The organism is Nonomuraea sp. PA05 (assembly GCF_008086045.1).
Lineage (GTDB): Bacteria > Actinomycetota > Actinomycetes > Streptosporangiales > Streptosporangiaceae > Nonomuraea > Nonomuraea monospora.
This window is the reverse complement of record NZ_VSEY01000008.1, coordinates 285,657-306,720: the sequence shown is the minus strand read 5'-3', so window position 1 is coordinate 306,720 and position 21,064 is coordinate 285,657. Positions and strand designations below refer to the sequence as shown.

Below are 21,064 nucleotides of genomic sequence, written 5' to 3'. Positions count from 1 at the left end.
GCCGAAAGAACCTCGCCCTAGCGTGAACCCATGCTCATCACCCGACATGCCGAAGCCCAGGCGGTGCTCTCCGACACCAGGTACGTGCCGCCACCCGTACGCCAGGACGGCGCGGAAGGGACGCTGGCCTGGCTGCGCGCCCACGTCTCCCGGTTCAGCACCGGCCCCGCGCACGCCGAGCGGCGCCGCGAGCTGGTCGCGCTGCTGAGCGGGCTGAACCCCGCCGCGCTGCGGTCCGCCGCCGAGGCGCTGACCAGGCAGCGGGGCGGCGACTGGCGTGGCGTGCCGGTGGCCGTGCTGGGGGCCGCGCTCGGGGTCGCCGACACCCGGGCCGTGCCCGCCGCAGCGGCCGGTTACCTGTCGGGCGAGGAGAGCCCGCAGGCCGACGCCGCCGTGGCCGAGCTGCTGAAGCTGGCCGGAGTACCCGTGATCACCCTGCTGCTCCAGGCGCACGCCGCCACCGAAGGCCTCATCGAGACCGCACTCAAGCACGCCGCGAAAGACCAGGACATCGACATGCTGCTGTGCGAGACGCTGAGGCAGGACCCGCCTCTCAAGGCCAGCCGCCGGCTCGACACCCGCACCGGCGACGAGGTGACCATCGACCTGGTGGCCGTCAACCGCGACCCCGACGCGATCGACCCCGCGCTCGGCCACGTCCCCCACCTCACCTTCGGCCACGGCGTGCGCCCCTGCCCCGCCCCCGAACACGCGCTCGCGCTGGCCGCGGGCGTCCTGGAAGGGATTCTCAAGTGAACTTCCACGACCTGCACCGCCCCGGCGACCCGCTGCTGCTGCCCAACGCCTGGGACTACGGCTCCGCCGCCTACCTGGCCGCGCACGGCTTCCCCGCGATCGGCACGACCAGCCTCGGCGTGGCCGCCGTACACGGCAAACCGGACGCGGCCGGCGCCACCAGGGCCGAGACGATCGAGCTGGCCGAGGCGATCAGCGGCCTGGGCGTCCTGGTCACGGTGGACATCGAGGGCGGCTTCAGCGACGACCCCGCCGAGGTGGGCGACCTGGTGGCGAGCCTGGCCGCACTGGGCGTGGCCGGCGTCAACCTGGAGGACGGCCGGCCCGACGGCACACTCCGGCCCATCGAGCTGCACCAGCGGATCATCGAGGCCGCCAAGGGACACGGGGTGTTCGTCAACGCCCGCACCGACACGTACTGGCTGGGCGACGGCGAGGGCACCTACGAGCGGGTGGCGGCCTACGGGCACGCCGACGGCGTCTTCGTCCCGGGGCTGACCGACCTCGACGAGATCGCGAAGGTCGCGGCGAGCACCCCGCTGCCGCTCAACGTGCTCCACCAGCCGAACGGCCCGAGCCTGGCGCTGCTGGGCGAGGCCGGGGTCGCCAGGGTGAGCACCGGATCGCTGCTCTACCGGGCCGCGCTGGGCGCGGCGCTGGCGACGGCGCTCGCCGCCCGCGGCGAGCAGGCCCCCGCGATCCCGTCGTATGCCGAGATCGTCGCCGGCTTGCCGCGATAATCGAAGCATGCGCTTCCAGATCCTCGGGCCCACGAACGTGCTGGACGAGGACGGCCGGCCGGTCACGCTCGGCGGCCCCCGCGTACGTGCCCTGCTGACGCTGCTCGCCCTGCACGCCGGCCGCGTCGTCGGCGCGGAGCAGCTCGTGGACGGCATGTACGGCGCCCGCCCCCCGGAAGGCGTGGCCAACGCGCTGCAGTCGCAGGTGTCCCGGCTGCGGCGGGCGCTGGGCAGGGAGCTGGTGGAGTTCCACCCGGCCGGATACCGGCTGGTGGCCGATCCCCGTGACGTGGACGCGCGCAGGTTCGAGCTGCTGACCGCGGAGGGCCGGGAGGCGCTGGCCGCCGGTGACCCGCGGCGGGCGGCGGCGCTGCTGCGGGAGGCGCTGGAGCTGTGGCGGGGCGCGCCGCTCGCCGACGCCCCGCACGCCGAGGCCGCCGCCGCCGGTCTGGAGGAGCTGCGGCTGGCCGCCACCGAGGACCGGGTGCAGGCCGACCTCGACCTCGGGCGGCATCGCGAGCTGGTGGCCGAGCTGAGCCAGCTCGCGGCCGGGTATCCGTTGCGCGAGCGGCTGCGGGCGCAGCTCATGCGGGCTCTGTACGGCAGCGGGCGGCAGGCCGAGGCGCTCAGCGTTTACGAGGAGACCAGGAAGCTGCTGGACGAGGAGCTGGGTGTCGAGCCTGGCGCCGAGCTGGCCGCCGCCCACCTCGCCGTCCTCAGAGCCGACCCCGCCCTCGGCCCCGTCGCGGGCCTCGCCCCGCCCGTGAGCCCGGCCTACCCGGCCGTGCCCGCCGCCACGCACGCCGTCCCACCAAGCGCGCCACACGCCGCTCCGCCAGGCGTGTCGCACGTCGCTCCGCCCGACGCGTGGCAGGCCGCCTCGCACGCCGCCCCGCCGGGCTCGTGGCAGTCCGCCACACCAGGTGCGTCACACGCGGCCGTCGCAGGGCGCGAGCGTCCTGGGGTGCCCGGGACGCGAGGTCAGGCCTGGCAGCGGTCCAGGCAGGGGCTGCGGGCGCAGCTCACCAGCTTCGTGGGCCGCACCGACGAGCTGGCGCAGCTCGGCGCGAGGCTCCAGGACTGCAGGCTCGTCACCCTGATCGGCCCGGGCGGCGCGGGCAAGACGCGGCTGGCGACCGAGGCGGCCGAACGGGAGCCGGGCGACGTCTGCTTCGTCCCGCTGGCCCCCGTCTCCGACGCCGACGGCGTGCCGCAGGCGGTGCTGGCCGCGCTCGGCATCCGCGACGCCGCGCTGAAGCTGCACGAGCGCCCCGCCCTGGACCCCTGGGCCAGGCTCGTCACCGCGCTGGCCGACCGCGAGCTGCTGCTGGTCCTGGACAACTGCGAGCACCTGGTCGCCGCCACCGCCGAGCTGGCCGACCACCTGCTGGCGAACTGCCCCGACCTGCGCGTGCTGGTGACGAGCCGGGAGGCGCTGGGCATCACGGGCGAGTCGATCCTGCCGGTGGCGCCGCTGCGGCTGCCGCCCGTCGAGACGGACGAGCCGCTCGGCTATCCGGCTGTGCGGCTGTTCGCCGACCGCGCCGCCGCCGTGCGCCCCGGTTTCGTGGTGGACGGGGACAACGCCGCGCACGTCGTGCACATCTGCCGGGCTCTCGACGGGCTGCCGCTGGCGATCGAGCTGGCGGCGGCACGGCTGCGCACGCTGTCGGTCGCCGACGTCGCGGCCCGGCTGGACGACCGGTTCAGGTTGCTGGCCCGCGGCAGCCGTACGGCGCTGCCCCGCCACCAGACGCTGCACGCGGTCGTGGCGTGGAGCTGGGACCTGCTGGACGAGAACGAGCAGGTGATGGCCAGGCGGCTGAGCGCCTTCGTGACGGGAGCGCGGCCGGAGGTGGCCGAGCGGGTGTGCGGGCTGCCGGAGGAGGTGCTCTTCTCGCTGGCGGAGAAGTCGCTGGTGGAGTTCGTGGACGGCCGGTTCAGGATGCTGGAGACGATCAGGGCGTTCTGCGCGGGGCGGCTGGCGGAGTCGGGCGAGGAGCACGCGGTCCGCGACGCGCACGCCCGCTGCTACCTCGACCTGATCATGACGGCGGACCCGCTGCTGCGTACGGGCGCGCAGCTGGAGTGGCTGGCCAGGCTGGATGAGGAGAGCGGCGACCTGGACGCGGCCGTGCGCTGGGCGACCGCGTCCGGGCAGTTCGAGCTGGGCCTGCGGCTGCTGGCGCAGAGCGCCTGCTACTGGTGGATGCGCGGCCACCGCACCGCCAGCGCGAGCCTGGCCGCCGCGCTGCTGGCCGCGCTGGGCGAGACCCGCGTCCCCGGCCTGGAGGAGGAGTACGGCATGTGCGTGCTCGTCATGGCCTGGGCCGGCGGGCGGGACGAGCTGCTGCGCACCCGGCTGGAGGAGGTGCGGCGGCTGCTGCCGATCGACTACCTGCCGGTGCGGGTGGAGTTCATGATGATGTTGCTGTCGATGTTCACCGGGCCGCCCGCGGACTTCGGCGCGATGCAGCAGTTCTACATGGACAAGGTCAGCGGCCTGACCCATTGGAAGAGGGCGCTGGCGAGCTGCGGCCACGCGTTCGTCCTGCAGATCCTCGGCCGGATCGACGAGGCGCTGGAGCACTTCGAGGCCGCCCTGGCCGGGTTCAGGGCGATCGGGGAGCGGTGGGGCATGGTGCTGGTGCTGTCCGGGCTGGGTGCGTTGCGCCAGTTGCAGGGCGACTACCGCAGCGCGCACGCGCTGGCCGACGAGGCGCTCGAACTGGCGCGGGAGCTGGGGGCGGCCACGGAGATCGCCGAGGGGCTGTGCCGGCGGGCCGACGCGCGGTTCGCGCTGGACGACGTGGCGGGGGCGCGGGCGGACTACGAGCAGGCGGCCGTGCTGTCGCGCCGCAACGGCTCGATGGAGATCCTCGCCTGGTCGTGGCTGGGGCTGGGGCTGGTGGCGCTGCGGTCCGGCGAGCCGGGGGCGGCTCGTCCCCTGCTGGTGCGGGCGCGCGAGGTGTGCCCCGACGGCTGGTACAGCACCGAGGACACCCGCGCCCGCATCGACGCCGCCCTGGCCCGGATCTGCGGCGCACACACCGGGCAGTAGACGCGGTCAGCGAGCGGTAGGTCCGTCGTCAGCCGCGCCGATCACGATGTGCGGCATGAAGAACAAATGGTCCTGCCTGGCCGTCGCCTGCCTGGCCACGCTGCTGCTCTCCCTCGACCTCACGGTCCTCCACCTGGCGCTCCCCCGCCTGGTGGCCGACCTCGGCGCGACCTCGACGGAGCTGCTCTGGATCAGCGACATGTACGGCTTCGCGCTGGCCGGCCTGCTCGTCACCATGGGCAACCTGGGTGACCGCATCGGCCGTAAACGCCTGCTCCTGATCGGGGCCGTCGCGTTCGGCGCCGCCTCCGTGGTGACGGCGTACGCGCCCACCCCGGAGCTGCTGATCGCGGCCAGGGCGCTGCTGGGCGTGGCGGGCGCGACGATCATGCCCTCGACCCTGTCGATCATCCGCAACGTGTTCACCGAGCCGGGTGAGCGGACGGCGGCGGTCGGCATCTGGAGCGGGATGAGCGCGGCGGGCTTCGCCGTCGGCCCCGTGGTCGGCGGCCTGCTGCTCGACCACTTCTGGTGGGGTTCGGTGTTCCTGATCAACGTGCCGATCATGGCGGTGGTGGTCGTCGCCGGCTTCCTGGTGCTGCCCGAGTCGCGCAACCCGGACGCGGGCCGCATCGACCTGGTGAGCGTGGTGCTGTCGTTCACCGGTGTGGTGACCGTCATCTACGCGGTCAAGGAGGCCGCCCACCAGGGCGTCGGGCACGCGGACGTGGTGGCGGCGGGCGTGGCGGGGGTCGCGCTGCTGGCGCTGTTCGTGTGGCGGCAGACGAGGCTGGCCGAACCGCTCATCGACGTGCGGCTGTTCGCGCGCAGGGCGTTCACCGCCTCGATCCTGACGAACCTGCTGGCGATCTTCGCGATGTCCGCCATGATGCTGATGTTCGCCTGGTACCTGCAGCTCGTGCTCGGCTGGTCGCCGCTGCAGGCGGGGCTGGCTCAGCTTCCCGGCGGGCTGAGCGGCGCGGTGGGCGGCGTGCTGGCCGCCAGGCTCATCCGCCACCTCGGCAGGAACGGCGTGGTCGCGCTGGGCCTGGCCATGAACGCGGGCTCGTTCCTCTACTACGCCACTCTCGGCACCGAGTTGAACTACCTGACGCTGCTGCCCGTCATGGTGATAGGCGGCATGGGCGTCGGGTTCGCGTTCACCGTCAACAACGACAACGTGCTCGCCACGGCGCCGCGGCAGCGTGCGGGGGCCGCCGCCGCGGTGTCGGAGACCTCGTTCGAGCTGGGCGGGGCGCTCGGCATCGCGATCCTGGGCACGGTGCTGACCAGCGCGTACCGGGCCTCGCTGGAACTGCCCGCCGGGGTGCCGGGCGAGGCCGCCGGGGAGTCGCTGGCCGGAGCGCTGAATGTGGCCGCCGCGCTTCCCTCCGAGCAGGCCGGCCAGCTCGTACGTGCGGCGCAGGCGGCCTTCCTGGACGGCGTGCACCTGACCTCGCTCGTCACGGCGGGCCTGCTGGCCGTGGTGGCGGTGCTGGCGCTGGTGGGGCTGCGCGGCGTGCCGAAGGAGATCCCGGAGGAGGTGCTCACCGCGGCCCACTGACCGCCCTCGGCTCAGGCCTGGCCGGGCTCAGGCGATGGGGTTCGTCGGGCAGGGGCGGGTGGTCGTCGGGGACAGGCCGTCCAGCCGGTGGCCGATCATCCGGGCGATGCCCTCGATGGTCTGGATGCCCGTCCCCTCCCCCGGCTGCCGGTCGGTCTGCACGGACAGCAGCAGGTCCCGCCCCGGCCCGACGACCCTCCCGTAGCTGGTCACCGCCCACGTGTTGTGGATGAACGGCCGGGGCGTCCACCCGTTCTTGAGCGCCACCCGGTCACCGGGCCTGGCGGCGGCGCTGACGCCCCACGCCTGGTCCTTCTGCACCCGTTCCATCAGCCCGAGCACCATCCCCCGGTCGGCGGCGCTCAGCCCCTTGCCGCCCCTGATCAGCACCTTGAGCAGGCGGATGCGGTCGGCGGGGCTGGTGTTGGTGCCGCCCCAGTACTTGCTGGGCCCTGGTGTGGTCTCCTTGAGCCCGATCCTGGCGTAGAAGTCGCTCATGGCCCCGCCGCCGCCGACCCGCGACCACAGCGCGTCGGCGGCGCTGTTGTCGCTCTCGCGGATCATGCGGGAGGCCAGGTCGCGTTCTCCCTGGTCGAGGCGGGAGTCGCGGCGGGACAGCAGCGCGGCGAGGATGTCCACCTTGGCCCCGCTGGCGGTGATCATGTCGTGCTCGTGCTCGCCCTGCCCCAGCCGGACGCCGGTGACGAGGTCCTGCGCGCCGTAGACGATCCGTCCCGGCCGGTCGCGGACGTAGGCGGCGAGGTCGCGTTCGAGCCGCGCCCGGGCGACGCCGGCCGCCCGGTTGTCACGATATTTCAGGACGCATCGCGCTACCTTGACCGGCACCTCCACCGCGGCGGGCACGACCGGCGCCTTGCCGGCCCCGCAGCCGGCCGCGACCGCCAGCCCCAGCCACGCCATCCACTTCCCACGCACGCACGAACCCCCGTGATCTCGTCGGGGGTCGTACGCATGATGCCCGGCCAGGCGGCCCGCCCCATCACGCCAGGCGGTTTCCTGGCGAGACCTTCAGCACCACCTTGCCCAGCGCCTCAGAGGTGTTCGCCCAGGAAATCAGCGGTGGCGTCCACGGCCTGCGTCACGTACGGCTCGCGGTCGTAGAGGTCGATGTGCTGCTTGGCGTCCACCCAGACGATCCGCTTTGGCTGGTCGAGCCGCTTGAACACCTCCTCCGCCCCCTCGGGCGCGCAGAACCGGTCGACCACGCCGTGCACGATCAGCCCGGGCTTGGGCGACAGGAAGTCGCTGCCGGTCATGTTGTCCATGGTGAGCAGCTCCAGCACGCCGGCCCTGGTGACCTCGTTCGACCAGAGCGGCGAGGCACCGCGCTCGGTCCCGTAGTACGCGTACGGCTCGTCGCCGGGCATCGCGGCCTCGCCGTGCTCGGCGACGGCGGGCAGGTACTCGACGGGCCCGCCCAGGTCCTGCCGCTCCAGCACGTCCAGGTAGGGCGCCAGGTCGGCGCCGCGCATCGCGTAGGGGTTGTTGTAGGCCCCGGCGATCCCGGCGAACACCTTCACGCGGGGGTCGAAGGCGGCGAACTTCAGCGCGTACCCGCCGCCGAGGCAGACCCCGACCGCGCCGATCCGCTCCCGGTCCACCTCGGGCCGCGATCGCAGGAACGACACCGCGGCCCGCAGGTCGTGCAGCTTGCCCTGCGGGTCCTCGTGGCGGCGCGGCCGCCCTTCCGACTCGCCCCAGTTGCGGTGGTCGAAGGCCAGCGTGGCGTAACCCCGCTCGGCCAGCCGCGCCGCGTACAGCCCTGTGACCTGGTCGCGCACGCCCGTGAACGGCCCCGTGAACACCAGCCCCGGCCACGGCCCCACGCCGTCCGGCACCCGGAGGTCGCCGGCCAGCGTGAGACCGTCCGCCACGAATTCCACTCTCATACGCACAAGTGTGCGCTACGAGTCGAACCCGAGCCCCATCCGGTCGAGCGCGCGCAGCCACAGGTTGCGCCTGCCCTGGTGCTGGTCGGCCTGCGCGATCGACCAGCGGGTGAACTGGATCACCCCCGACCGCACCGGCTCGGGCGGGAACGGGACCGGCTTCTCCTTGACCATCCGCAGCTCGGTGCGGTCGGTGGGCTTGCCCGACAGCAGGTCGAGCATGACGTTCGCGCCGAAGCGGGTGGCGCCGACGCCCATGCCGGTGTAGCCGGCGGCGTAGACGAGCCGCCCGCCGTGCGCCTGCCCGTAGAAGGCGCTGAACCGGCTGCACGTGTCGATCACGCCGCCCCACCTGTGGGTGAAGCGCACGCCGTCGAGCTGCGGGAAGGTGTCGTAGAAGTGCTGCGCGAGCTTGACGAACGTCTCGTCGCGCTGGTCGTACTCCGGCTTGACCAGGCCGCCGTTGTAGTAGACGGCGTCGTAGCCGCCCCACAGGATGCGGTTGTCGTCGGTCAGCCGGTAGTAGTGGAACTGGTTGCCCGAGTCGCCGACGCCCTGCCTGTTGCGCCAGCCCACCTCGCCGAGCTGGGCCTCGGTCAGGGGCTCGGTCATCAGCACGTAGTCGTACACCGGGACGACGAAGTGCTTGAGCCGCCGCAGCAGCGGCGGGAACACCCCGGTGCCCAGCGCCACGTGCCGCGCGCCCACCGAGCCGTGCGGCGTGCGCAGGGTCATCGTCGTGCCGTCGTCGCTCAGCGAGCGGACGGGGGTGCGCTCGTGGACGCGTACGCCGAGCCGCAGGCACGCCTCCCGCAGCCCCCACGCCAGCCGCGCCGGGTCGAGCATGGCGCAGCCGCTGCGCTCCCACAGCCCGCCGAGGTAGGTCGGCGAGTTCACCTCGGCCCGCACCTGACCCTGGTCGAGCGGCAGGTAGCCGAGGCCGAGGTCGGAGATCAGGTCGAGGTGTTCGTTGAGCCCGTCGAGCTGCCACTCCTCGGTGGCGACGTGCAGCTCGCCGGTGCGCTCGAACGAGCAGTCGACGCCGTAGCGCTCCAGCGTGCGTTCGATCTCGTCGAGGTTCTCGACGCCCATGCGTTCGAGCCGGTCGATCTCCTCCGGCCACCGCTCCAGCCCGTTGGCCAGGCCGTGGGTGAGGGTCGCCATGCAGAAGCCGCCGTTGCGGCCGGTGGCCGCCCAGCCGATCCTGCGGCCCTCCAGCAGGACGACGTCCAGCGAGGGGTCGCGTTCCTTGGCCATCAGGGCCGTCCACAGCCCTGAGAAGCCGCCGCCGACCACGACCAGGTCGGCGGTGGTGTGTCCGAAGAGCCGCGGCTGCGGCTCGGGTCTGGCCGGGCTGTCCAGCCAGTACGGCTTGCGCTCCGCGTCAGCCAGCGCCTTCAGCGGATCCACAAATCCCACTTCCCTTACGAAAGTCTGAGTTTTATGAAGATTGCGGGACCAAATAGGTGATCACGCGCGGGTTCCCCCCGCCGGAATCCGATCTCGCCTCCCTGTTCTTGGCCAAGGTGAAACCCCTCCGCGACCTGCGGAGGGGAATCCGGAAGAATGCTCTCAGCTACGGCGGCGCGCCGCGACCGCGTTGCCGATCGCGATGAGCACCCCGATGCAGAAGATCAGCGTACCCATGACGTTGACCTGCGGCGGGATGCCGGTCTTGACCGCGCCGACGATCCACAGCGGGAAGGTCACGGTCGAGCCGTTGACGAAGCTGGTCACCACGTAGTCGTCGATGGACAGCGCGAAGGCGAGCATCCCGCCCGCCAGCACACCCGGCATGATCGCCGGCAGCGTCACCTGCCGGAACGTGCCCCAGGGCGTCGCCCCCAGGTCCCTGGCCGCCTCCTCCAGCGAAGGGTCCAGCGTGACAACCCGCGCCCGCACCGTGACCACCACGAACGACAGCGAGAACAGCACGTGCGAGATGATGATCGTGTTGGCGTCGCGCGGCACGTTCCCCGAGACGAACAGCGACAGCAGCGAGGCCCCCATGACCAGCTCGGGCGTGGAGATGGCGGCGAAGACCAGGAAGTTCGTCGCGCCCTGGCCGCGGAAACGGTGCCTGCCGAGCGCCAGCCCCAGCATGGTGCCGATCACGACCGTGATGATCGTGCTGACCACGGCGATCACCAGCGAGTTGCGCAGCGCGACGGTCAGGTCGGAGATGTCGAACAGCTCGGTGTACCAGCGCAGGGTGAACCCCTGCCAGGTGGTGTTGGACTTGCTCTTCTTGTCGTTGAACCCGAACAGGATCATCACGGCGATCGGCGACGACAGCCAGACGATGATCAGCCACGTGTAGATGTGCAGCAGCCGGTCGCCGGTCCTGGTGCCTCTCATCGGGCCGCCGCCTCCAGCACGTTCTCCGTCCCGAGGGCGCGGGCGTAGATGAAGATCCCGACCAGCAGCACCGCCATCAGCGTGAACGACAGCGCCGAGGCGGTCGGGTAGTCGAGGTTCGTCAGGTACTCGGTCTGGATGATGTTGCCGATCATCGTGGTGGACGTGCCGCCGAGGACGGCGGCGTTGATCGGGTCGGCCGTGGCCGGCACGAACGTCATCAGCACCCCGGCGAACACCCCCGGCAGCGACAGCGGCAGCACCACCCTGCGGAAGGCCGCCGCCCGCGTCGCGTACAGGTCCTGCGCCGCCTCCACCACCCGCGGGTCCACCCGCTCCAGCGCCACGTAGATCGGCAGGATCATGAACGGCAGGAAGTTGTACGTCAGCCCCGCGATCACCGCGAACCCCGTGGCCAGCACGTGGAAGTCGTCGGGCAGCAGCCCCCAGCCCTTCAGCGTGCCGAACAGGATGCCGTTGTCCGACAGCAGGAAGTTCCACGAGATCGTGCGCAGCACGAACGAGACGAAGAACGGCAGCAGCAGCAGGAACAGGTACGTCGACTTGCGCGCGCCGGCCTTGAAGGCGATGAAGTACGCCACCGGGTACCCGATCACCAGCATGGCCACGGTGGCGAGCCCGCCGTACACCAGCGAACGGACGAGCTGGGTGCTGTAGCGGCCGATCGCGTCGGTGTAGTTGGAGAAGCTGAACGTCATCGCGAAGCCGTCGATGGCGTTGCCGGTCTGCAGCGACACCGACGCCATCGCGACCATGGGCACGACCAGGAAGATCGCCAGCCACATCCAGCTCGGCAGGGCGAGCAGGTAGGGGGTGAGCCGCCGCATCGCTAGGCCTGGGTGATGGACTGGAAGATCGGGTTGAACACCTGCTCCTGCTGGGTGGTGAGCTGGGTGTAGTTGTGCAGCTTGGCGTAGTCGGCCTCGGACGGGAACATGAGCGGGCTGCTGACCATGTCCTCCAGGGCCTTCTTGTCCTCGCCCTTCGCCGTCTTGGCCTTCTCCCGCAGCAGCTCCTCCACGGCGGGGACCGGCGTGACGTACTGGATGTACTCGTCCAGCTCGGCGGCCACGGCCGGCTGGTAGAGGTAGTCCATCAGCATGAGGGCGTCCACCGGGTTGGCCGCGCCCTTGGGGATGAGCATGTTGTCGGTCCAGATCGTGCCGCCCTCGGCGGGCACCACGAACTTCACCGGCTCGCCGGCGAGCTGCCGCTGGAACACGTCGCCCGACCAGGCCATGGTCAGCCAGACGTCGCCCTTCGACACCGCGTCGATATACGACTGATCATAATATTTCCGCACGATTCCGGCGTCGCTCTGGGCCTTGAGCTTCTCTCCGGCCTTGCGCCAGTCGGCCTCGGTCGACTTCTCCGGGGCGATGCCCAGCGCGATCATGCCGAAGTTGGCGATCTCCTGGGCGTCGGCCATCATGCCGACCCGCCCCTTGTACTTCGGGTCGAACAGCGACTCGATGCTGGTGATCTCCTCCTTGACGAACTCGGTGTTGTACGCGATGCCCGTCACACCCGAGGTGTAGGGCACCGTGTACTTGTTCCCCGGGTCGTAGGAGCGCTCCTTGTACTTCTGCCCTGCGTTGGCCTGGAAGTTCGGCAGCTTGGTGTGGTCGAGCGGCACCACGTAGCCCAGCTCGATCATGTGCTGGAGCTGGATGCCGTTCGTCATGACGACGATGTCGTAGCCCAGCGACTGACCGGCGCGCAGCACGGGGTCGGCCTTGCCGAAGAACTCGGCGTTCTCCTGGATGACCTCCTTGTATTCGTACGTGATGCCGGTGTCCTGCTTGAACTTCTCCAGCGGGCCCTTGTCCTCGGGCATGTACTCGGGCCAGTTGGCGAAGACGACCTTGCCGTTCTTCTTCTGGCTCGCCCAGTAGTCGGCGACGGCGTCGGCCTTGGGCGGCGCCGCCTTCTGGCCCTGCACGCCACAGGCGGCCAGGGCGAGGCCGGCGGCGGAGGCGCCGGCCAGCCTGAAGACGTCACGACGGGTGCGGGGCTGCGTCATTCCACGCAGGAGGAGGGGGTTCATGAGGTGCTGTCATCTTCCAATCACGTACGAGTGCTGCGCCTGCCACGACAGCCAGACGGAGTCGCCCCGCTCCGCCGTCGCCGTGGCGTCGTGCACATTCTGCTGGAACACGGTGATCTCGGCCCCGTCAGCGAGACTCACCGCATAGCTGTTATACGTGCCGAGATACACCACTTCGGCCACGGTGCCCTTCACGGCGCTGAGCCCCTGCGCAGGCTCGTCCGTGCCGATGGTGATCTTCTCGGGCCGCACGGTCACCGTCACCTCGCCGTCGGCGCCGGGCACCAGCACCCGGCCGCCGCCGACCTGCAGCACACCGCCGGTCGCGGCGCCGGTGAGCAGGTTGGAGGTGCCGATGAAGCCGGCCACGAAGGCCGTGGCCGGCCGCTCGTAGATTTCGCGCGGCCCGGCGAGCTGCTCGACCGCGCCGTCGTTCATGACGGCGATGCGGTCGCTCATCGTCAGCGCCTCGCTCTGGTCGTGCGTGACGTACACGAACGTGATGCCGACCTCGCGCTGGATGCGCTTGAGCTCGATCTGCATGGCCTGGCGCAGCTTCAGGTCGAGCGCGCCGAGCGGCTCGTCGAGCAGCAGCGCGCGCGGCCGGTTGACCAGGGCCCTGGCCAGCGCCACGCGCTGCTGCTGGCCGCCGGAGAGCTGGCGCGGCATGCGCTTGCCCCGGTCGGCGAGGTCGACGATCTCCAGCATCTCGCCGACCCGCTGGTCGATCTCCGCCTTCGGCGTCCTGCGCTGCTTGAGGCCGAACGCCACGTTGTCCCAGACGCTCATGTGCGGGAAGAGCGCGTAGGACTGGAAGACCATGTTGACGTCGCGCTTGTTCGGCGGGACGTTCGTGACGTCCTGGCCGTACAGCTTCACCAGGCCCTTCGAGGGCGCCTCGAAGCCCGCGATCATCCTCATGGTGGTGGTCTTGCCACAGCCGGAGGGGCCGAGGAGGGAGAAGAACTCCCCCTCCTCGATGCCCAGCGTCACGCCCTTGACTGCCTGGACGACCTCGCCATGCGAGTGGTACTCCTTGACGACGTCCGCAAGCTCGATCGCACTCAGCCCGGTCATTTCCAGGTTCGTTCCTTGCCGCTATTCGCCGATGTAGTGCATGACGTGCTTGACCCTGGTGTAGTCGTGCAGACCGAACACCGACAGATCCTTGCCGTAGCCCGAGTGCTTGAAGCCGCCGTGCGGCATCTCCGAGACGAACGGGATGTGCGTGTTGACCCAGACCACGCCGAAGTCGAGCCGGTTCGACATGCGCATGGCGCGGCCGTGGTCGGACGTCCAGACCGAGCCACTCAGGCCGTACCTGACGTCGTTGGCCTTGGCCAGGGCGTCGGCCTCGTCGGTGAACGTCTGAACGGTGATCACGGGACCGAAGACCTCGTTCTGCACCATCTCGTCGTCCTGGCGCAGCCCGTCCACGATCGTCGGGGCGAAGAAGTAGCCCTTGTCGCCGACGCGGTGGCCGCCCGTGAGGACCTTGGCGTGCGCGGGGACGCGCTCGATGAAGCCCTGCACCTTGGCGAGCTGGTTCTCGTTGTTGAGCGGCCCGTACAGGGCGTCCGCGTTGTCGAGGTCGCCGGTGACGGTGCCGGCGGCGGCCTCGGTCAGCGCGGCCACGAACTCGTCGTGCACGCTCTCGTGCACGAGCACCCGGCAGGCGGCCGTGCAGTCCTGGCCGGCGTTGTAGAGGCCGGCGGTGGCGATGTCGGCGGCGGCCCTGCGCAGGTCCTTGACGTCCTCGAAGACCACGACGGGCGCCTTGCCGCCGAGCTCCAGGTGCACGCGCTTGAGGTCGTCGGCGGCGCTCTTGGCCACCGACATGCCCGCGCCGACCGAGCCGGTGATCGCCACCATGGCGGCGGTCGGGTGGCCGACGACCAGGGCGCCGCTCTCGCGGTCGCCGGTGACGACGTTGAAGACGCCGGGCGGCAGCACCTCGCCGAGGATCTCGGCCAGCTTCAGCGTGGAGACCGGGGTCGTGTCGGACGGCTTGAGCACGATCGTGTTGCCGGCCGCCAGCGCCGGGGCGATCTTCCAGACCGCCATCATCATCGGGTAGTTCCACGGCGTCACCTGGCCGACCACGCCGATCGGCTCGTGCCTGATGACGCTGGTGTGCTCGGCCAGGAACTCACCCGCCGTCGGGCCCTCCAGCGTGCGCGCGGCGCCCGCGAAGAAGCGGAAGTGGTCGGCGGCGATCGGCGTCTCGTCCTCGGCCATGCGGGCGCGGGGCTTGCCGGTGTTGCGGCACTCGGCCTCGTTGATCTCATCGGCCCTGGCGTCGATGGCGTCGGCGACCTTGAGCAGCAGGTTCGCCCGCTCGCCCGGGGTGGTCCTGCCCCACGACTCGAAAGCGGCGGCCGCGGCGGCGAAGGCGGCGTCGATGTCCTCCAGACCCGAGACGGGAGCCTGGACATAAGCCTCGCCCGTGCACGGATCGATGATGTCGGAGTATCGGCCGCTCTTGGCGTCCACGAACTCACCGTTGATGAAGTTCTGCAGACGGGTGGTCAAGGTTAACGACCTCCTCGTGAGGTGGCTGAGTTGCCGCGACTCTGACAGAGCAGATGCATCACGACAAGGGATTTCGTGGTGAAGATATCAAATTGCTACGAATTCGCTTGACAGACCGCGAAGAACTGACAACATGTCGCACCAGGACGGCAACCCGGCGGGAACGCCCCCGTAACGCCGGACCGCTAGGAGGAAACCGCTCAATGACGACGCCGCCCCGCGTACGCCGAAACAGCGCGAGCTCCGGCAGCCCGGTGGTGCTGGACGACCTGTCCAAGCAGATCATCGAGCAGCTCCAGGCCGACGGGCGCAAGCCGTACGCGGCCATCGGCAAGGCGGTCGGCCTGTCCGAGGCCGCCGTCCGCCAGCGCGTCCAGCGGCTCCAGGACGCCGGCGTCATGCAGATCGTCGCGGTCACCGACCCGCTCACGCTCGGCTTCCCCCGGCAGGCCATGATCGGCGTCAACTGCGAGGGCGACCTGGAGAAGGTGGCCGACGAGCTGGCCGGCATCGAGGAGATCGACTACGTGGTGCTCACGGCGGGCTCCTTCGACGTGATCGTGGAGGTGGTCTGCGAGGGTGACGGGCACCTGCTGGAGATCCTCAGCAAGATCCGCGCCATCCCCGCCGTACGGGCCACCGAGTCGTTCGTCTACCTCAAGCTGCGCAAGCAGACGTACTCCTGGGGCACCCGCTAACCGACCCGGGCGACGGCCCGTACGGGTGAGCCGTCGCCTCCGGTGATCCGCAGCGGGAACATCGACACCTCGATCTCCCGCGCCCCGATCAACCGGTCGAGGCCGTACAGGTTCTCGGCGATGACGGCGTGCGCCCGCAACAGCTTCTCGTGCGCGGGGAATTCGGCTGCGGGCGTCGGATCCACGCTGAACGCGTCGATCCCGACCGTCCGGACACCGCGCTCGACCAGCAGTGCGGCGGCCTCGGCGGTGAGGTACGGATGGCCCTGACGCCCGAACGGCCAGCCGGTGACCACCAGCACGATCACGCCCGCGCGGACCTCCTCGAAGAACTCGGGGCCGATCGTCGGCCCCCGCCCCCGGGCGTCCACCACCGTGGCGGGGCCGTGGAAGCGCTCCAGCGGCAAGTCGTCCAGCGTGGGCAGCGAGTCGTCGATGTGGAAGGGCGCGTCCACGTGGGTGCCCGAGTGGGAGCCCAGGTGCAGGCCCAGCACGTTCACGCCGTCGCGGGCCACGGTGAGCGCCGGGCCGACCGAGACCTCAGGGTCGCCCGGGTAGACGGGCATCCCGCTCTCGATCGGCGCCGACAGGTCGAGCAGCGTCATCACGTCACCAGCTCCACGCTCAGGTCGAGCAGGCGCGTCACGTCGCCGGCTCCACGATCGGCAGCACGGGGGTGTCGGCCGAGCGGACCAGGCGCGGCCCGTCAGGACCGTAGACCTCGCGCGGCTCGGGGAAGATCGCCAGCAGCGCCAGGTAGAGCAGCCCGGCCACGGCCAGGCCGACCGGCAGCGAGATGTCCACGCCGCCCGCGAGGTTCCCCAGCGGCCCGACGAACTGGCCAGGCAGGTTGACGAACAGCAACGCCAGCCCGGCCGAGACCAGCCAGGCGCTCAGCCCGCGCCAGTTCCAGCCGTGCGTGAACCAGTAGCGGCCGCCCCGCTGGCGCCGGTTGAACACCTGCAGCGCCTCCGGGTCGTACCAGCCACGCCGCGTCACGTAGCCGAGCATCATGATCACCATCCAGGGTGCCGTGCACGTGATGATCAGTGTGGCGAACGTGGAGATGCTCTGCGTGAGGTTCGCCGCGAAACGCCCGACGAAGATGAACACGATCGACAGCGTGCCGATGAACACCGTGGCCTGCACCCGGGAGAAGCGCGGGAAGACGCTGGAGAAGTCGAGGCCGGTGCCGTACAGCGAGGTCGTGCCGGTGGACATGCCGCCGATCAGCGCGATCAGGCAGACGGGCACGAAGTACCAGCCGGGCGAGACCGCCAGCAGGCCGCCGACGTAGTTGGGCGCGGCCGGGTCCACGTACTCGGCGGCCTTGGCCGCGATGATCGAGGCGGTGGACAGGCCGAAGAAGAACGGCAGGATGGTGGCGATCTGCGACAGGAACGCCGCCGCCATCACCCGCCCGCGCGGGGTGCTCGCCGGGATGTAGCGGGACCAGTCGCCCAGGAACGCGCCGAACGAGACCGGGTTCGACAGCACGATCAGGGCCGCGCCGATGAACGAGGGCCAGAACAGCGCGTCACCCGGCTGGACCGCGCCGGCGTAGGACGGGTCGAAGTCCCCGGCGAAGGCGAAGACGCCCAGCACGAACAGCAACGACGCCGCCGCGACCGCGATCTTGTTCACGAACAGCATGAAGCGGAACCCGTACACGCAGACCACCAGCACCAGGACGGCGAAGAGCCCGTACGCGACCCCGTACGTCAGGTCGGTGTCCGGCAGCCCGGCCAGCCGGTGCGCGCCGCCCACGAGCGCGTCGCCCGACGACCACACCGAGATGGAGAAGAACGCGATCGCGGTCAGCAGCGACAGGAACGAGCCCACCACGCGGCCGTGCACGCCCAGGTGCGCCGAGGAGGAGACGGCGTTGTTGGTGCCGTTGAGCGGCCCGAACAGCGACAGCGGCGCCAGGATCAGCGCCCCCGCCACCAGCCCGAGCACGGTGGCCGCCAGGCCGTGCCAGAACGACAGGCCGAACAGGATGGGAAAGGCGCCCAGCACGCACGTCGCGAACGTGTTGGCGCCGCCGAAGGCGACCCTGAACAGGTCCACGGGGCGGGCGGTGCGGTCGGCGTCGGGGATGCGCTCGACGCCGTAGGTCTCGATCTCCGTGAGGGAGCCGCTGCTCATGTCTTCTCCTGGAGCGCCAGCAGGCTGACGAGGTCGTAGGCCACGTGGGAGGCGGCGATCGAGGTGATCTCCGCGTGGTCGTAGGCCGGGGCCACCTCGACCACGTCGGCCCCGATCAGGTTGAGCCCGGCGAGACCGCGCAGGATCTCCAGCAGCTCGCGGCTGGTGAGCCCGCCGGCCTCGGGGGTGCCCGTGCCGGGGGCGTGCGCGGGGTCGAGCACGTCGATGTCGATGGAGAGATACAGCGGGCGGTCGCCGACCCGCTGCCGCAGCAGGTCGATCACCTCGTCCAGGCCGCGCCGCAGCACGTCGGCCGCGGTCACGATGCCGAACCCGAGCCGCCGGTCCTCCTCCAGGTCCTTCTTGCCGTAGAGGGAGCCCCTGATCCCGACGTGGCTGAGCGCCTCCGTGTCGAGGATGCCCTCCTCGACGGCCCGGCGGAACGGGGTGCCGTGCGTGTACTCGGCCCCGAAGTAGGTGTCCCACGTGTCGAGGTGCGCGTCGAAGTGCACCAGCGCCACGGGGCCGTGCTTCCTGGCCGCCGAGCGCAGCAGCGGCAGCGCGATCGTGTGGTCGCCGCCGATGGTGACCAGCTTGGCGTCCAGGTCGTCGGCCGCGCCCTCGATGGTCTCGATGGCGGCGCCGATGTCGAACGGGTTGACCGCGATGTCACCGGCGTCGGCGACCTGCACCCGCTCGAACGGGGACACGTCCAGGCCCGGGTGGTAGGGCCGCAGCAGCCGGGACGCCTCCCGTACGGCGGCGGGCCCGAACCTGGCGCCGGGCCGGTAGGAGACGCCGGTGTCGAAGGGCACGCCCACCACCGCCACGTCCGCCCGCTCCACCTGGTCGAGGCGGGGCAGGCGGGCGAAGGTGGCCGGGCCCGCGAAGCGCGGGACCTTGCTGGAGTCGACGGGACCGAGGTTCATGCGCCTCAGTGTTCGTCACGCCTCTGACCTGCGGCAATTGTGGGCGCCACGAAGTACTACGGTGTGTGTTGTGGCTGACCACAAACTCACCGTGGAGGATCTTCTCCGCTCCCCCGCGCTCCAGCTCCGCGTGCTCGCGGGCGAGGCCGGGCTGTCCCGCTCCGTGTCGTGGGCGCACGTGAGCGAGCTGGACGACCCGACGCCGTGGCTGCTCGGCGCCGAAGTCATCATGACCACCGGCATCGGCGTGCCCCGCACGGCCGCCAGGCAGCGGGCCTACCTGGAGCGGCTGGACGACGCGGGAGTCTCGGCGCTGGCCCTGTCGGCCCAGCTCCACGTGCCGCCGCTGCACCCGTCGTTCTTCGAGGCCGCCGAGGAGCGCGGCATGCCGGTGCTGGAGGTGCCGCTGGCGGTGCCGTTCATCGCGATCGCGCAGGAGGTCGCCGCCGCGCTGCGGGAGGACGCCAGCCACCGCCTCGGCGCCCAGCTCCAGGTGTTCGGGGCGCTGCGCTGGCTGGCCGCCGAAGACCTGGACACGGCCACGCTCTTCAAGCGCCTGGAACGCCTGTCCGGCTACGACGTCTACCTGTCCACCCGCTCGGGCCGCCCCCTCCTGCCCGGCGTACCGGTGCCCGCGCCGGCCGTGCTGCCCGCCACGCCCGACGCCCCGCCCACGATCCCCGGCGGCTTCGTCCTGCCCGTCTCCGCCCCGGGCGGCCCGGCCGGCTACCTGGTGGCCTTCGAACGCGAGGGCGCCCGCCCCGCCGGGCTGGCCGTGGTCCAGCACATCGCCACGGTGGCCGCGCTCCAGGTCGCGATGGCCAGGCACGAGCGCGAGACGCTGCGCAGGGAAGGCGCCGAGACGCTGGCCGAGCTGCTGCAGGACCTCCTCGACCCGCCTGCCGCCCGCCGCCGCCTGGCCCGCCTCGGCCTGTCCATGGACGCCGACGCGGCGCTGCTCGTCGTGCGCGGCGTCCCCGACGACGCCCTGCGCCGCGCCCTGGACGACCTGCCCCATCTGATGCTGCGCCGGGGCGACGACCACTACCTCCTCGGCCCCTCCTCGCTCGGCCCCGCCGTCGCCGCCGTCCCGGGCGTCGCCGCCGGCATGAGCCGCCCCTTCCCGCCGGGAGAGCCGCTCCGCGTGGCCCAGCGGGAGGCCGCCTGGGCGGCCACGCACGCCGCCGAGTCCGGCCGGGCCCTCGTCCTGTACGGCGACGACACCACCGGCCGGTGGCTGCCCGAGGACCCCGCCACGCTGACCGCATTGGTGGAATACGTGCTGGGCAAGGTGCTCGCCTATGACGAGGCACACAATTCGTATTTGCTGGCTTCCGTACGGACCTGGCTCGAACATAACCGCCATATGCGCGACGCCGCCGCGGCCCTGCACATCCACCCCAACACGCTGGCCTACCGGCTGCGCCGATTCAGCGAGCTCACCGGCAGGGACCTGGAGTCCAGCGCGGCTTTCGCCGAGGTCTGGCTGGCCATCCGGGCCGCCCGCCAACTCGGGCTGCACAACTGAGCGGGCGCGTTAGTCACCACCCCGGTTCGGCATTTATCGGCATTTCATTCGGCCAAAGTCCCGTCGTATCATCGCCACAGCGGCCAAGGAGGGACTTTCTATGGCGCAACCGGCTCGCGCGGTCGGCACCGGGCTCGCGGAGCTGACTGACCTGACGCTGCTTCAGCTCATCGAGGTGGACGAGGCGACCCTCGACCGGGCAGTGCGCGGGATCGTCGGGCAACGAGGGCCGTGGGACCGGCTCTGGCAGGAAGAGGGCGGCCTCGGCCACGGCACCGTCCCGTGACCGCCGGCACGTACGAGCTGTGCGACCGCCTGGCGGTCGGCGACCCGACACCCGAGCTGCTGGAGCGGCTCGGCGGCTTCCAGCTCGCCAGGAACCAGGTGCTGCTGACCGCGCTGGCCGAGGTGTCGCTGTCGATGAGCGACGCGGGGGAGGCGGTGGAGCTCGGCCGGCAGGCGGTCGCCAGGATGCCGGGCGACGTCAGCGCCCGCACGCTCCTGGCCTACGCGCTGTGGCAGGCGGGGTCGCCCGCCGACGCCGAGGCGGCCTACAACGACGCCCTCGACCTCGACAGGAACGCCGCCAGGGCGCTCTACGGGCGGGGGCGGGTCCGGATCGCGCTGCGGGACTTCCGTGGCGCGCTGGCGGATCTGGACCGGGCGCTGGCGCTCGGCCTGTCCCGCTCGGAGGAGGACCGCGCCAGGGCCGCCCGGGAGGAGGCCCAGCGCCACCTGGGCCTCTGACCCGCGCCAGCCCCGCCCGCGCGAG

The 21,064-nt window shown here is 71.3% G+C and carries 19 protein-coding genes; 8 read left to right on the top strand and 11 right to left on the bottom strand.

From position 1 onward, the window contains the following. Positions 1-30: 30 nt before the first annotated feature. From FXF51_RS15760 to FXF51_RS15745, 4 genes are read left to right on the top strand one after another with little or no spacing between them, the layout of a single operon-like run. Entirely contained in the window at positions 31-756 is a 726-nt protein-coding gene (locus FXF51_RS15760) for a cytochrome P450 (protein ID WP_148435176.1), read from the top strand. Then, the gene (locus tag FXF51_RS15755; protein ID WP_148435175.1) at positions 753-1,496 is read left to right on the top strand and encodes an isocitrate lyase/phosphoenolpyruvate mutase family protein; all 744 of its coding nucleotides are present in this window, start codon (positions 753-755) and stop codon (positions 1,494-1,496) included. Before FXF51_RS15760 ends, FXF51_RS15755 begins: the two co-directional genes overlap by 4 nt. A gap of 7 nt (positions 1,497-1,503) precedes the next feature. Further along, on the top strand, positions 1,504-4,557 hold the full coding sequence (locus FXF51_RS15750; protein WP_262379555.1) for an AfsR/SARP family transcriptional regulator: 3,054 nt from the start codon (positions 1,504-1,506) through the stop codon (positions 4,555-4,557). Between the two features lie 55 nt (positions 4,558-4,612). Further along, on the top strand, positions 4,613-6,121 hold the full coding sequence (locus FXF51_RS15745; RefSeq protein ID WP_148435174.1) for a DHA2 family efflux MFS transporter permease subunit: 1,509 nt from the start codon (positions 4,613-4,615) through the stop codon (positions 6,119-6,121). A 27-nt stretch (positions 6,122-6,148) separates the two neighbouring features. Here FXF51_RS15745 and FXF51_RS15740 read toward each other — a convergent pair whose 3' ends face one another. The 8 genes from FXF51_RS15740 to FXF51_RS15705 form a co-directional block, all read right to left on the bottom strand. Next, positions 6,149-7,057, bottom strand: a complete 909-nt coding sequence (locus FXF51_RS15740) for a serine hydrolase (RefSeq protein WP_148435173.1) — start codon at positions 7,055-7,057, stop codon at positions 6,149-6,151. A gap of 116 nt (positions 7,058-7,173) precedes the next feature. Further along, complete coding sequence (locus FXF51_RS15735; RefSeq protein WP_222871290.1) at positions 7,174-8,031, bottom strand: alpha/beta hydrolase; 858 nt, start codon at positions 8,029-8,031, stop codon at positions 7,174-7,176. Between the two features lie 15 nt (positions 8,032-8,046). Further along, positions 8,047-9,441 (bottom strand): NAD(P)/FAD-dependent oxidoreductase, encoded by a 1,395-nt coding sequence (locus FXF51_RS15730; protein WP_148435171.1) that lies wholly within the window; start codon positions 9,439-9,441, stop codon positions 8,047-8,049. 162 nt (positions 9,442-9,603) lie between these two features. Further along, entirely contained in the window at positions 9,604-10,389 is a 786-nt protein-coding gene (locus FXF51_RS15725) for an ABC transporter permease (RefSeq protein WP_148435170.1), read from the bottom strand. Then, positions 10,386-11,237: an ABC transporter permease gene (locus FXF51_RS15720; protein WP_148435169.1), complete on the bottom strand. Its 852-nt coding sequence runs from the start codon at positions 11,235-11,237 to the stop codon at positions 10,386-10,388. Before FXF51_RS15720 ends, FXF51_RS15725 begins: the two co-directional genes overlap by 4 nt. Before the next feature lie 2 nt (positions 11,238-11,239). Next, positions 11,240-12,457 carry a spermidine/putrescine ABC transporter substrate-binding protein gene (locus FXF51_RS15715; protein ID WP_187414390.1) on the bottom strand — a complete coding sequence of 406 codons (1,218 nt, stop codon included), beginning with the start codon at positions 12,455-12,457 and terminating at the stop codon, positions 11,240-11,242. A 9-nt stretch (positions 12,458-12,466) separates the two neighbouring features. Next, positions 12,467-13,534 (bottom strand): ABC transporter ATP-binding protein, encoded by a 1,068-nt coding sequence (locus FXF51_RS15710; RefSeq protein ID WP_148435168.1) that lies wholly within the window; start codon positions 13,532-13,534, stop codon positions 12,467-12,469. Positions 13,535-13,555: 21 nt separating this feature from the next. Next, positions 13,556-14,989, bottom strand: coding sequence for a gamma-aminobutyraldehyde dehydrogenase (locus tag FXF51_RS15705; RefSeq protein ID WP_148435167.1), 1,434 nt, complete (start codon positions 14,987-14,989; stop codon positions 13,556-13,558). Positions 14,990-15,192: 203 nt separating this feature from the next. Between FXF51_RS15705 and FXF51_RS15700 the strand changes: the two genes are divergently transcribed. Beyond that, positions 15,193-15,687, top strand: a complete 495-nt coding sequence (locus FXF51_RS15700; RefSeq protein ID WP_148435166.1) for an Lrp/AsnC family transcriptional regulator — start codon at positions 15,193-15,195, stop codon at positions 15,685-15,687. Here the strand turns inward: FXF51_RS15700 and FXF51_RS15695 are convergent. From FXF51_RS15695 to speB, 3 genes are read right to left on the bottom strand one after another with little or no spacing between them, the layout of a single operon-like run. After that, entirely contained in the window at positions 15,684-16,292 is a 609-nt protein-coding gene (locus FXF51_RS15695) for a cyclase family protein (RefSeq protein ID WP_148435231.1), read from the bottom strand. The genes FXF51_RS15700 and FXF51_RS15695 overlap by 4 nt on opposite strands. Positions 16,293-16,329: 37 nt before the next feature. Beyond that, on the bottom strand, positions 16,330-17,835 hold the full coding sequence (locus FXF51_RS15690; protein WP_148435165.1) for a purine-cytosine permease family protein: 1,506 nt from the start codon (positions 17,833-17,835) through the stop codon (positions 16,330-16,332). Next, complete coding sequence (gene speB, locus FXF51_RS15685; protein ID WP_148435164.1) at positions 17,832-18,764, bottom strand: agmatinase; 933 nt, start codon at positions 18,762-18,764, stop codon at positions 17,832-17,834. The genes FXF51_RS15690 and speB overlap by 4 nt, the downstream gene beginning before the upstream one ends. 70 nt (positions 18,765-18,834) lie before the next feature. Between speB and FXF51_RS15680 the strand changes: the two genes are divergently transcribed. The 3 genes from FXF51_RS15680 to FXF51_RS15670 all read left to right on the top strand — a co-directional run bounded on the left by FXF51_RS15680 (position 18,835) and on the right by FXF51_RS15670 (position 21,039). Beyond that, complete coding sequence (locus FXF51_RS15680) at positions 18,835-20,292, top strand: PucR family transcriptional regulator (protein WP_262379553.1); 1,458 nt, start codon at positions 18,835-18,837, stop codon at positions 20,290-20,292. 100 nt (positions 20,293-20,392) lie between these two features. Beyond that, on the top strand, positions 20,393-20,578 hold the full coding sequence (locus FXF51_RS15675; RefSeq protein ID WP_148435162.1) for a hypothetical protein: 186 nt from the start codon (positions 20,393-20,395) through the stop codon (positions 20,576-20,578). Further along, the gene (locus FXF51_RS15670; RefSeq protein WP_148435161.1) at positions 20,575-21,039 is read left to right on the top strand and encodes a tetratricopeptide repeat protein; all 465 of its coding nucleotides are present in this window, start codon (positions 20,575-20,577) and stop codon (positions 21,037-21,039) included. Before FXF51_RS15675 ends, FXF51_RS15670 begins: the two co-directional genes overlap by 4 nt. The last annotated feature ends 25 nt before the right edge of the window (positions 21,040-21,064 follow it).